Raw genomic sequence first — 13,301 nt, forward strand, 5'->3', positions numbered from 1 at the left:
AGTTGTTTCAATTATCTATTCTTTATTGCTGGATTTCTTAGTATTTGGATTGTGCATTATTTCAATTTGTTCAAAAGTTTGCGTGAATCGTTCTTGCTCCTTCTTATCTTGTTCTTTATCTGCCATAACGCTCAACTCCTTTAGGTTTAGTATACCTAACTTCAGTCTACCACTAGTTACTCAGAGAGATGTGTTATCGTCAAGTGGATGGTCAGCTTACTTTTTCATAGTGTCTTCTTAGCTATGGGAAAACTTCAAGGAGGCAGAATATGTTCGAACATACAAACTAATTTTCTTCGTGCGATATTATAGCGTAAATTTACGCTTGCCCAGTACCAAAAACTGCGAAACTGACTTTTATTCATTCATTTCACAAGTTCCCTGTACAAATCTTCCGACGAATTTCGCAATTCGCACTACCAATTCATTACCATTTGATATAAGTATACTGCCACAATATAAATGATGCAATTTTCGCTAAATTTAAAAATAGTAGGATAATGAATCAGTAAAAATGTTAATATGAACTTATAATTATGTGATTTTTCATTTTTACAGTACAGTGGAATCAGAAAATCGAATAACATACGATAAAAGTTTTTAACCAAAGGGGAGAATATATTGTCATTCACACTTAAAGAAGCAACCATATCCGAGATGCAGAACGAAATGGAAACCGGAAATCTAACAGCTAAAAAACTAACAATGATGTATTTAGAAGGTATCGCTAAACACAACGAAACAATTAACGCCGTCTTAGAGGTCAATCCTGAGGCTTTGCATATCGCTGAAGCATTGGATGTTGAGAGAGAACAAAAGGGACCACGTGGACCACTCCACGGTATCCCCATCCTGATAAAAGACAATATCGATACAGGAGATAAAACACATACCACTGCAGGTTCACTGGCGCTGGAAAACAATTATGCAAGAGAAGATGCCTTTATCGTGAAAAAATTGCGCGAAGCAGGTGCAGTTATCCTGGGGAAAACGAACCTGACAGAGTGGGCAAATTTTATGACAGACGATATGCCAAATGGATACAGCTCGTTAGGCGGCCAGGTAATGAACCCATATGGCCAAGGTAAATTTGATGTTGGAGGATCCAGCGCAGGCTCTGGTGCAGGCGTTACAGCTAACCTTGCTGCAGGGGCAATTGGTACAGAAACCAGTGGTTCAATTCTCAGCCCGGCAAGCAGTAACTCACTTGTTGGCATTAAGCCTACTGTTGGGTTATTAAGCAGAACAGGAATTATTCCAATCTCAAACAGCCAGGATACTGCTGGTCCCATGACTCGTACTGTAGAAGATGCTGCCACTTTATTAGGGGTGCTCTCAGGTGCAGATTCAAAAGATGCAGCTACTTCACTTATCACGGAAGGTCTTACACAAGATTACTTCTCATCTCTAAACAAGGACGGATTAAATAAAGCCAGTCTTGGCATCTCACGTGATTACCTGAAAGGACTTGATGATGAAGAACTAACCATAATTAACACAGCTTTAGCAGATTTACAAAAATTAGGTGCAGAATTGATTGACCCAATTAGCTTGCCCACCAATTTAAACGATGTTAACGTACTCCTTCATGAGTTTAAAAGTGGTGTAAATGCATACTTGAAAAACTTAACCAATAACTTCCCAGTTCATTCGTTAGAAGAGGTCATTCAGTTAAATGAATTTTATGGAGAAGAAGCGCTAAAATACGGACAAACTGTTCTCGAGCAGTCAGATGATAAAAGCGGAAAACTGGTTGAGGCAGAATATATTAATGCCAGATTAAATGATATTCAGATGTCACAGGAACAAGGTATCGACGCAGCAATGAACGAGAATAATTTAGACGCATTAATATTTGCGAATAATTATGGTGCCGGTATCGCGGCAAAAGCAGGTTACCCTTCCATAACCGTTCCAGCAGGATATACAACAGAAGGAAAACCGGTCAGCATAACATTTACAGGAAAAGCCTTCACAGAAGAAAAACTAATCGAATTAGCTTATGCCTATGAACAAGCAACAAAACATAGAAAAGCACCTAAAGTGTAAAAAATAGAGACAGGGACATAACTAAAACTTCCCACGTTAAAGACGAATAATAACAGGCAAGGATATTTAGAATGTTCAATTTCAATGGTAGGGGTCTAATAAGTAGTTAATAGAAAATACGAAGTAACTGCTGGAATAATCTCTATAAACTCTCGTCCCGCCGTCCGGGATCGCTACGGGCGGGTGCTTTCCGCGGGCACCGTCCTCCACTCACCCGGACTAGTATAGCTGTCACACAGTTATAGCGATTCCTACTCCAGTCAACAGCGGAGGAAATACACGGAGACTCCTGTGGGAGCTGAGGCCTAGATGAGACTACGCAGCGACGTAGGAGCAAGGAGGCTCATCAGCCGCCCACGGAAAGCGTAGTGTATTTCCGAAGCGGTGTCATAGCACTCAACAATTTTTCCATGTTACTTCGCAGTTTATACCAAATAAGCAATAAAAATAAATCCGAACTATTCGAATTCTATTCAAGAATTTTGAATCATAGTTCGGATTTCACTTTAACTGGAACACTTTTGTCCCAGCCTATTTTTATTTATCATGATACAGAAAACAATCCTTCGTATGATCGTTAACCATCCCTGTTGCTTGCATAAATGCATAGCAAATAGTCGGACCAACAAACTTGAACCCGCGTTTCTTCAGGTCTTTACTCATTGCCTCTGACTCTTTAGTGGAGGCAGGGACATCAGCATGCGTATCCCAGCTGTTTAGAACAGGTTCACCACCAACAAAATTCCAGATATAACTGTCAAAGTCACCAAATTCCTCCTGAATCTGTAGAAACGCTTTGGCATTCGTGACAACTGAATTAACCTTGAGTTTGTTGCGGATAATTCCTGCATTATTTAACAGCTCTTCAACTTTACCTTCATTATAGTTACTAACGATCTTGGGATCAAAGTAATCAAAAGCTTTTTGGTAGTTTTCTCTTCGCTTTAATATCGTAATCCAACTCAGACCCGCTTGAGCACCTTCCAGTGAGAGCATTTCAAATAATTCCTGATCATTATGTGTTGGCCTTCCCCATTCATGGTCATGATAGTCAATATATATTTGTTCATCGGTTACCCATTCACAGCGTTTTATATCCATTTCTATTCGTCCTTCTTTTCAATTTCATTTTCTTCATATGAAATCCAGTCACTGAAACTACCAGGATAAAGCTTAACATTTTTATAACCAGCTTTCTTCAAAGCTAGCACATTCGGACATGCGGAGACCCCTGAGCCACAAGAGACGATTATCTCATCTTCCTTAGATAATGAGGAAAAATTCTCTTGAAGGTCAGTGTCATTTTTCCAGTTTTCATTCTCATCTAAAACATTTTTCCAGAAATAGTTTTTGGCCCCAGGAATATGCCCTGCTTTTTTATATAAAGGTTCTGTTTTTCCTAAATAACGATCTCTGCCACGTGAGTCAATTAATACTGCAGATTTATTATCCAGTTTTTCTTTTACCTCATCAATGTCAGCAACCTGGTTTTCACGAAAATTTGGCTGGAAATCTGTTGCAGATAGAATCGGTATTTCCGATGATACCTCATGACCTTGCTCTACCCATTTTTCAAAGCCACCATCTAAAAAATATACGTTGTCGTGACCCATGTAATCAAGCAACCACCATAAACGCGCGGCAAACATATCATTTCGCTGATCATAGATTACAACTGCTGTATCATGGTCAATTCCGATATTGCCGATCTTTGCAGCAAACATATCCATATCTGGTAATGGATGATTACCACCGTGTTTCTCTGCTTTCCCTGATAAATCTTTATTCAAATCCAAATAAACTGCATGTGGAATATGACTTTCCAAGTAAGCTTTTCTCCCAGCCTCAGGGTCATTCAACTGAAATCGGACATCAACGACAACTGTATTCTCCAACTTATTTTCCAGGCGGTTTTTCAGCCACGTATCATTCACTATAATCGACATAATCGCCCTCCTATTTCGCTCACAACATACTACACAATAGAAAATAACCTGACAGTTTTATGTCTGAATTATATCAAACAGTTATCCATAATTTCAAAATTTTTTAACTTCCTAACCAGTGGAAAACAGACCCTTTGGCCTTTGAACAACTTTCAAACTCTATTTGACTTCTGTTTAAAATACTCCGTTAGTTCGACGACCATGGCTCCCATTTTTGACGTACTTGATTGGAACACTTTGGAAACCCCTCTTTGTTCTAATTCCTGCGCTGTTACTTTTCCGATTGCGGCGGCCAAGACTCTTTTATTTAGTGACTCAACTATTTCCTCAGGTCGTTCATATTTATTAAACAGGTTTTGAACTTGGGTTTTACTGGTAAAAATTACTGTGTGAAGTGTTTGGGCGATTATTTCCTCTCTAAGGGACCTCAACGTTTTATGATCAGGTACCTTATAATGATAAGGTTTTGATAGGTAAATAGAATAACCAATATTTTCTAATTCCTTTTTTATCTCTGCATCATCCTGGTTATAAGCTTGTAAAAATATGCGGTTACCCCTGTTTGGCCGTTCAACATCGAGGTTAGCTAACAAGCTCCCCATTGTGCCATCGTCTGAAATGACTTGTACACTCAACGAATGTTTTTTTGCCCAATTTAAAGTCTTTCTTCCACGAACTGCCAGGTTAGTCTCCCCCATTTTTTGAATGAATTCAGAATGGCGATTAAGGTCTAGCGCTGTTGCCTCCAAGATTTCAATGCCAACTCCGGTGGTCAACAGCACCATGTCAAAGGGTTTTTCGAGAAACGCTTCTACATTCTGTTCACAGATGTTTTCATTTAACTGTTGTTCGCCCTGGATCGAATAAACTACTGGTGTCCCACCATTCTTCTGTACAAGTGTGGAAATTGCACCTGCTTTTCTCGTAGCAGCAACCCCAACTTTTACACCATCCATTCCGGTCATTGCAATGCCCCCTTCCTTATAAGCTCCTTAGCCAATCGATAGTTTGCTGTTGTTTCTTACCGTCCAGAAAATCATCAGATAATAATTCCTTCAATAATGATCGCCTTTCTGTTTTTGTGAGTGTAGTGTGCTTAATTAGTTGACGACTTTCATAAAGAAAATCCACATAATCAATGTATCTATCATCAAAGATAGTTTCCAGCTGTTGTTTTATTTTAGCTGAAAGCAGAGGACTTGCTCCATTAGTTGATATACTCACTGACAGTTCCCCACGCTTAATATTAGAAGGGAAGTGTATATTCCCTTGGGAGGCATCTGACGTTACATTTAACAGGGAATTAGGAGGGGAAGACTTAACTACCGCCTGGTTAACGGCGGGATTATTAGTGGCAACTATTACTAAGAAAGCTCCCTCTAGATCGTCAGGCTCGAATTCCTTTTGCTGCCAGTTCACCCTTGCTGCGTCCCATAGCGAATGGATTCCCGCTTCAATTTCGGGGCTTATTATCGTTATCGAAGCACCACTCTCTTTCAGTGTGTCAACTCTCCGGCAAGCCACTTTTCCGCCACCGACAATAACTACCTTTTTCCCTTCTAGGTCAACCATGAGTGGTGTGATCGCCATTTTTCGCACTCCTTGTTATTGTAGTAACTTCTAACTGGAAACTTGTTCTGTGTTGGCAATAGATTCATAGACACGTTCCTTCAATGCCTCTTTCATAATTTGATGGTCACCAAGCTGCTGACATTGCACAACTTCCTTATACGTCTCTAATTCATTTACCTTATCTCTTATATAATTCATCAATATACCCGTAAACCAAAGGTAAGGAACAATAAAGATTTGCGAATGATTTTCTTTTAAAGAGGTTTGAAGCATTTGTTCAAAAGAAGGGTCACAGGCAGCTAGAAAGCAAACATTAACAGAATTGAAGTTTGTCTTTACTTGTAGTTTTTGCCCAATATCTTCTATTACCTTTTTGGTTTCAGGGTTTCTGCTCCCCCTTCCAACGAGCAATAGCTTCGCGTCTGAAACAGCTGGTACATTCGTCTGTTTTATTCGTTCTGCCAAAATTTCAATGAAGCGGTCCTGCATACCTAAAGGCTTGCCATAAGTAAAGGTGATATGGGAATGCCTTACCTTTGCCCGGTTTATTTCTTCTGGAATATCATTGAAATAATGCCCAGCACTTAAAAGCAGAACAGGTACTACTGAAATACGCGTAGCACCTTGATCCATTAAACTATCAATTCCTTGTTTGACGTTTGGTTCAGCTAACTCCAAAAAGCAAATTTCCTGGAGAGAAATATCCACTATTTCTTGTACAGAGGAAATAAAGGAAACGGCCTCAGCAGTTGCTTCTGGAACTCTGCTGCCGTGACTTACATATAAAATACCTTGCATGGTCACCCTCCTAAATCATCCAACATTTGCGTGTTTTTTTGTTTCTCCCTTAATATTGAGTTGTTCAAACCACTGAAGTTTTTCTCTTAGTTGAACAACTTCTCCGATTATAATCATAGACGGATTCTTTATGTTGCAAGAATTCTCTACTATGGTTTCTAAAGTCCCAGTAATTGTTTGCTGGCTGTCTGTCGTGCCCCAATGTACAAGAGCAATTGGGGTACTCGGATTGCGACCGTGACGGATAAGCTGATTACAAATATCCGGAAGATTTTTAACTCCCATGTAAACACACAAGGTATCCACTCCTTTAGCTAAGTGTTCCCAGTATTTATCAAGTTCTTCACCACTTTTAGTTACTCCTGATACGAACGCCACCGATGAACTGTAATTTCGATGGGTAAGTGGAATGCCTGCATAGGCAGGAGCGGCTGAGCCGGAAGTAATACCTGGAACGATTTCAAAAGGGGTCTCTCTTTGTACTAGTACCTCAGCCTCTTCACCGCCCCTGCCAAATATAAATGGATCGCCCCCTTTCAACCTCGTGACAACTTTACCCTGGCTTGAAAAAGTGCACAGCAGATTGTTGATCTTATCCTGTGTTAGTGAGTGCTGTTTAGGACCCTTCCCGCAATAAATTAATTCCGCATGCTCAGGAGCGTGACTCAACAACTCTTCATTGATTAGACGATCGTATAAGATAACGTCTGATTTCTGGATGGCTTTGAGCCCTTTTACTGTAATTAAGTCTGGATCCCCGGGACCAGCTCCTACCAAATAAACTTTACTCAATGCACTCACCTCTTCCGTATACTATTTATTTCCTAGCTTTTTCGAACAAATCGGTTTTGGCTGAATGGAAATCCAGTCCAGAACGAACCTCTTCGACATACCCGGCTCGAATCACAAAATCACCGAAGTGCTCACCGTCCTGTCGTTCCTTCCCGTACTCAATCAGAATTGGGCGAAGTGTCTCTAGTATTTCTTTCTCCGCGATATTCTCACGGTATAGACTATTCAAGCGATCCCCAGTGAAGCCACCACCGAGATACATATTATATTTGCCAGGGCCTTTGCCGATAAAGGCAATTTCGGCCAATGCCGGACGTGAACATCCATTTGGACACCCTGACATACGAACGACAATTTCCTTTTCGCTTAGTCCAGCTTCATCCAGGATTACCTCGATTTTATCTATCAGGGATGGAAGATAGCGTTCAGACTCGGCCATAGCCAGCGCGCAAGTTGGAAAAGCTACACAAGCCATGGAATTCATCCGTAATGCAGAATGATTTTCACCTGCAGTCATTCCATACTTTTCGACTAATTCTTTAATTTCCTTCTTTTTCTTGCTTGTTACATTCGCAATGATCAGATTTTGATTCGGGGTAAGTCGGAAATCGCCTGTATGGATTTTAGCGATTTCTCTTAAACCCGTCTTAAGCGAATAGTCATCGAAATCGGCAACTCTTCCATTTTGTATAAATAGATTCAGGTGCCACTTACCGTCACCCTTCACCCAGCCGTAACGGTCACCATTATGGTCGAAGTTAAAGGTGCGCGCCTCTTCAAGATCCCAGCCTAATCTATTATTCAATTCACTTGTGATCCAATCGAGCCCCAAAGAATCAACCGTATACTTGAAGCGTGCGTTTTTTCTGTTTGAACGATTACCATAATCGCGCTGAATCATTATTACCTTTTCGGAAACTTCAATGACCTTTTCTGTCGGACAAAACCCGATGATGCGTCCCACCTGTGGATATGTGTTTGTGTCACCATGTGTCGAACCCATGCCACCACCAACTGCAACATTGAATCCCTGCAATTGTCCATCTTCTATAATTGCGATGAATCCCAGATCCTGAGAGTAAACATCCACATCGTTTGTTGGAGGAACAGCTATGCCAATTTTAAACTTTCTCGGCAAATAAAACGCTCCGTACATAGGTTCAATTTCTTCTGGGTCACGACTGTCAACAACCTTTTCCTCATCAAGCCAGATCTCATGATAGGCATTCGTTTTTGGCTTAAGATAATTACTGAGTTTGTCAGCCCACCCGTAAACCTCTGCATGAACCTCTGATTGGTATGGATTCGAGTTGCACATAACATTCCTGTTTACATCGCCACATGCGGCCAGTGTATCCAGAAGTGTTTTATTAATCTCCTGCATTGTTTGCTTTAAATTCCACTTCAAAATTCCATGCATTTGGAATGTCTGCCTGGTTGTTAGTTTCAGCGTCCCATTACCGTGTCTCTTGGCAAGATCATCCATGACTAACCATTGCTCTGGCGTAGCGACTCCACCTGGCATACGTGTGCGTATCATAAATTGGTAAGCTGGTTCCAGCTTTCGATGACGCCGTTCATCTCGTAAATCCCGGTCATCCTGCTGGTAGCTTCCGTGGAACTTTAGCAGTTTATTATCATCATCAGAAATAGCAGCGGTAATTTGATCATCCAACCCCTCCTCTATTGTTCCGCGAAGATAGTTACTCTCCTGCTTTATCCGTTCAAGGTCGCTTGGTTTATTTTCTTTACCTGGGATTCTTTTGTTTACCATGTTAAGCTCCTTTCATCTTTCTATCCTAATTCTCTAATAAACATCACGCTGATAACGTTTCTGCTGACGCATTTCGGCAAGATATTCTTCCGCTTCCTCACTAGTCATGCCACCCTCTTGTTCGATGATTGTTAAAAAGGCAGTATGAACGTCATGTGCCATGTGTTTCTCATCACCACAAACGTAGACGCTAGCCCCTTCTTCAAGCCATTGATAGAGATTCCGGCTATTTTCAAGCATGCGGTGTTGTACATAAACCTTTTCAGCAGTATCACGGGAGAAGGCAACGTCCATCTTGGACAACACCCCTTCTCTTAGCCATTTTTGCCATTCAACCTGATAAAGAAAGTCAGTGGAAAAGTGCTGTTCGCCAAAGAATAGCCATGTTTTCCCTTCAACACCTAATTCCTCCCGTTCTTCAAGAAAAGACCTGAATGGAGCGACACCTGTTCCAGGACCAATCATGATTACAGGCGCATGTTGGTCGGCAGGAAATTTAAAATTCGGGTTTTGGTGAATATAAACCGGTAACAACCCTCCTGCCTCCATACGTTCTGCACACTGACCAGAGCATACCCCGGTACGGTCACGCCCGTGTGTCTGGTATCTTACCGTTCCGATGGTGAGATGCACCTCATCAGGATTCGCTTTAAAGCTACTCGATATGGAGTAGAGGCGAGCGGGTATCTTACGGAGAATTTGGATAAATTCACCAGGCGATACTTCCCCTGTTGGGAAATCTTTAACTAAATCAAGCAAATCGCGTCCATCGAGATAAGCTTTTCGTTTTTCCTCTTGAGCAATAAGTTCACTTAATTCTTTGTTTCCGAAAAGTTTTGCTGCTTGCTCAAGTAATGGCTTTGTCAATCTAGTAATCTCGTAATTATGAAGTAAAGCATTGCGGACAGAGAGCATTTCACCATGTTTGTTTATTGGTACACTTTCTTCATGGTTCCAATTCATTGTCTTGATGATCTGATCCACCAGTTCAACATCATTTTCAGGGAAGATGCCAAGACTATCACCCGGTTCAAACGCCAGATCCGATCCCTCAAGCGATAATTCAAGGTGGCGGGTTTCTTTGTTCGACCCACGTGCATTTAGCTGTAAATTATCCAAGATCTCAGCTTTAAAAGGATTTGTTCTTGAATAAGACGACGCCTTCACTTCTGTCCCTGCTTCAGTTAAGGCTGTTTGAGTAGCCGATTGGGCCTCAAGTGTATCACGCAACGATCGTAAGACACCTTCTATCCACTCTGAAGCATCATCGTCAAAGTCAACATCACAATCTACTCGCGGGTAAATCCGCTCACCACCTAATTCCTCCAGTCTTTTATCAAGATCCTGCCCAGTCTGACAGAAGAACTCGTAGGACTGGTCTCCCAATGAAAGTACCGAAAAACGCAGACCTGGCAATTTAGGTGCTTTTCTACTATTTATGAATTCATTGAAAGATATGGCATTATCAGGTGGATCCCCTTCTCCGTGAGTAGCCGTCACAATCAATAAATCTTGGACTTTTTTTAGTTCCTTAGGCTTGAAATCATCCATTGATGAGAGAGTCACCCTATGGCCATCATCTTCTAACTTCTGCTTCAATTCCTCAGCAAGTTGTTGCCCATTTCCGGTTTCAGATCCAAAAAGAACCGTTATTTCTCTTGAAGTGGCCCGACCCACTTCAGATGATACTTTGACACCTAGTTGATTCTTATCAGCACCACCATCAGCCAGCTGAGACTCAGTTGGTCCAGAAGCCATCATATAACCACTAAGCCACGCTTTTTGTGCTTCCGTTAATGTAGGCAAAAGGCGATTTAGAGACTCTATTTGTTCTTGATTAAATGGGCTGTTTTTCACCTGTAATTGCAAAAAATATTCACCTCACAAAAGAATGGTTTTTTAATTTATTGGTATTTTTGTCATGCCTTGTTTTCTGAAAAATAGCTCTGGACCTCCAAAATCATCATCTGACCCAGGCCTACTTGATATCAGTGTTATTAGTCAGAACCATGAATGCCACACTCTGTTTTATTAAATCCTACCCACCTACCTGCTCGTGTATCGTCGGAGTCACTTACAGAAAATGTACATGGAATACAACCGATACTCGGATATCCCTGATCATGTAATTCATTGTAATCCAAGTCGTTTAGTCGGATATAATCCCAAACGTCTTCCCAGGTCCAATGAATTAGAGGGCATACCTTGATAGATTTAAATTTCTCGTCCTTATTAATAAAATCTGTTTCCTTACGACTTGCTGATTGTTCTCTTCGTAGACCAGAGATCCAAGCTGGAACCCCACTTAACGCTTCTTCAAGCGGCTTTATCTTTCTAATGTAACAACATTGGTTGGGCTCGCGTTTCCAGAGTGCCGATCCATGTTGTTCTGCTTGCTCATCTAACGTCAATTTTGGTTTTTTTAAATGAATGCGCAGCGAGGGATACCTTTTCTTTACCTTTTCAATAAGATCGTATGTTTCCTGAAAATGTATCCCCGTATCAAGAAAGACAATCTCTGCATCCTCTTTTACTTTTGAAATTAAATCAATTAAAACAATACCTTCAGCACCAAAACTACAAGCGTACACGAGAGAGTTTCCAAATGAATCATAGGCCCAATCGATAATACTGGATGCTCCTTTAGTGTCGTCAGTCGGAAGCCAATCTTCAAACGGGGCTCCATTGAAATCACTATAGGTAACTAAATTGTTATTCAAACTTTATCCCTCCACCAAAAATTATTTTTTACATGAAATCAAAAAGCTTATATTGGAATTGGACAGATAACAGCATCAAAAAACCCCCTTCTTATCAAAAAATAAGAAGAGGGCTTCACTAATATACTAGTTGTTAGCTCTTCTTATCTTCCAGACCTATAGTCTGTAGGAGTTGGCACAGTATTTATTAAACCTGTTGCCGAGGTTTCCTAGGGCCTTTCCCTCCACCTCTCTAGATAAGAAAAATTGATAATTTTTATGAAATTGTTGATGATTATTCTATGCCGTAAAGAATAAAAAGTCAACATAAATTTCAGAAAAATATTATTAATACTAAATTCTGACTACTGCCGCATGATGTTTTATGCTAAAATTAATAAAGCTATATAGGAGATGATGTATATATGAAAAAAGATCTAATCGAACGCCTAACTAGATATGTGAAGATTGATACACAGTCTGATGAAAGCAATAAAGATACCCCGTCTACACCAGGTCAATTTCAACTTGCTAACTTACTAGTAGATGAGCTGAAGACAATTGGTATGACTGATGTAACAGTCGATGACAACGCATATGTAATGGCGACACTGCCATCAAATTCAGATAAAGTAGTACCCGCAATTGGATTCCTGGCGCATCTGGATACTGCTACTGATTTCACCGGCAAAGGTGTGAATCCAAAAGTTGTGGAAAACTTTGATGGGAACGACCTTACATTGAACAAAGATTTAGGAGTTGCTTTAACTGCTAAAGATTTCCCCGAGCTCCCAGGCTACAAGGGTCACACCCTGATCACTACAGACGGGACAACCTTGCTTGGTGCAGATAATAAAGCAGGAATAACTGAGATTATGACTGCGATGGATTACTTAATCAATCACCCAGAGATTAAACATGGAGACATACGTGTTGCCTTTACACCTGACGAAGAAATCGGACGCGGCCCTAACAAGTTTGATGTGGAACGATTTAATGCTCCATATGCATATACCGTCGATGGTGGCCCATTGGGAGAATTACAGTATGAGAGCTTTAACGCTGCAGCTGCCAGAGTTACCTTTAAAGGCAACAGTGTGCACCCTGGAACTTCTAAGAATAAAATGGTTAATGCCGGAAAATTGGCAGCGGAATTCATCAGCAAATTCCCCCAACACGAATCACCTGAGCATACAGAAAAGTACGAAGGCTTTTACCACTTAATTTCCGTTCATGGTGATGTCGAGAAAACTGTTGTAACTTATATCATTCGTGATTTTGACAAAGATAATTTTAAATCCAGAAAAGAAACAATGCGTAAATTTACGAATGACATTAACGAAGACTATGGCGAAAATTGTGCAGAACTGGAAATGGCTGATCAATATTACAACATGCGCGAAAAAATTGAGCCTGTAAAAGAAATTGTTGATATTGCCTATGAAGCTATGATAAATTTGAACATTGATCCCCTTGTAAAACCAGTTCGCGGCGGCACAGATGGATCACAGCTTTCCTATATGGGCTTGCCGACACCAAACATCTTCACTGGCGGTGAAAACTACCACGGGAAATTTGAATATATTTCAGTCGATAACATGGAGAAAGCAACAAACGTGATTGTTGAAATCACTAGATTATTTGAATTAAAATAATATCTAAACAATGCTG

The 13,301-nt window shown here is 40.6% G+C and carries 11 protein-coding genes and 1 riboswitch; of the genes, 2 read left to right on the forward strand and 9 right to left on the reverse strand.

The window, feature by feature from the left end; all coding sequences use genetic code 11:
• The first annotated feature begins 621 nt into the window (after nucleotides 1-621).
• Nucleotides 622-2,049, forward strand: a complete 1,428-nt coding sequence (locus tag ACTWQM_RS11090) for an amidase family protein (RefSeq protein WP_443258215.1) — start codon at nucleotides 622-624, stop codon at nucleotides 2,047-2,049.
• A gap of 537 nt (nucleotides 2,050-2,586) precedes the next feature.
• Here the strand turns inward: ACTWQM_RS11090 and ACTWQM_RS11095 are convergent.
• The 9 genes from ACTWQM_RS11095 to ACTWQM_RS11135 all read right to left on the reverse strand — a co-directional run bounded on the left by ACTWQM_RS11095 (nucleotide 2,587) and on the right by ACTWQM_RS11135 (nucleotide 11,651).
• Complete coding sequence (locus ACTWQM_RS11095) at nucleotides 2,587-3,150, reverse strand: DNA-3-methyladenine glycosylase I (RefSeq protein WP_443258216.1); 564 nt, start codon at nucleotides 3,148-3,150, stop codon at nucleotides 2,587-2,589.
• A 2-nt stretch (nucleotides 3,151-3,152) separates the two neighbouring features.
• On the reverse strand, nucleotides 3,153-3,995 hold the full coding sequence (locus tag ACTWQM_RS11100) for a sulfurtransferase (RefSeq protein WP_443258217.1): 843 nt from the start codon (nucleotides 3,993-3,995) through the stop codon (nucleotides 3,153-3,155).
• Between the two features lie 152 nt (nucleotides 3,996-4,147).
• On the reverse strand, nucleotides 4,148-4,960 hold the full coding sequence (locus ACTWQM_RS11105) for a uroporphyrinogen-III synthase (protein ID WP_443258218.1): 813 nt from the start codon (nucleotides 4,958-4,960) through the stop codon (nucleotides 4,148-4,150).
• 16 nt (nucleotides 4,961-4,976) lie between these two features.
• Entirely contained in the window at nucleotides 4,977-5,585 is a 609-nt protein-coding gene (locus ACTWQM_RS11110; protein ID WP_443258219.1) for an NAD(P)-binding protein, read from the reverse strand.
• A gap of 30 nt (nucleotides 5,586-5,615) precedes the next feature.
• A complete protein-coding gene (locus tag ACTWQM_RS11115) occupies nucleotides 5,616-6,365 on the reverse strand; it encodes a sirohydrochlorin chelatase (protein WP_443258220.1) in 750 nt (249 codons plus the stop codon).
• 15 nt (nucleotides 6,366-6,380) lie between these two features.
• Complete coding sequence (gene cobA, locus ACTWQM_RS11120) at nucleotides 6,381-7,157, reverse strand: uroporphyrinogen-III C-methyltransferase (protein ID WP_443258221.1); 777 nt, start codon at nucleotides 7,155-7,157, stop codon at nucleotides 6,381-6,383.
• A 25-nt stretch (nucleotides 7,158-7,182) separates the two neighbouring features.
• Nucleotides 7,183-8,931 (reverse strand): assimilatory sulfite reductase (NADPH) hemoprotein subunit, encoded by a 1,749-nt coding sequence (gene cysI / locus ACTWQM_RS11125; RefSeq protein ID WP_443258222.1) that lies wholly within the window; start codon nucleotides 8,929-8,931, stop codon nucleotides 7,183-7,185.
• Between the two features lie 33 nt (nucleotides 8,932-8,964).
• Nucleotides 8,965-10,800, reverse strand: coding sequence for an assimilatory sulfite reductase (NADPH) flavoprotein subunit (locus tag ACTWQM_RS11130; RefSeq protein ID WP_443258223.1), 1,836 nt, complete (start codon nucleotides 10,798-10,800; stop codon nucleotides 8,965-8,967).
• 128 nt (nucleotides 10,801-10,928) lie between these two features.
• Nucleotides 10,929-11,651 (reverse strand): phosphoadenylyl-sulfate reductase, encoded by a 723-nt coding sequence (locus ACTWQM_RS11135; protein WP_443258224.1) that lies wholly within the window; start codon nucleotides 11,649-11,651, stop codon nucleotides 10,929-10,931.
• A gap of 140 nt (nucleotides 11,652-11,791) precedes the next feature.
• Nucleotides 11,792-11,894: riboswitch (SAM riboswitch) on the reverse strand.
• A 161-nt stretch (nucleotides 11,895-12,055) separates the two neighbouring features.
• Here ACTWQM_RS11135 and pepT point away from each other — a divergent pair.
• On the forward strand, nucleotides 12,056-13,285 hold the full coding sequence (pepT, locus tag ACTWQM_RS11140; RefSeq protein ID WP_443258225.1) for a peptidase T: 1,230 nt from the start codon (nucleotides 12,056-12,058) through the stop codon (nucleotides 13,283-13,285).
• Nucleotides 13,286-13,301 lie beyond the last annotated feature (16 nt).

This window comes from Virgibacillus sp. L01, assembly GCF_052246775.1.
In the GTDB taxonomy this organism is placed as follows: domain Bacteria; phylum Bacillota; class Bacilli; order Bacillales; family Amphibacillaceae; genus Lentibacillus.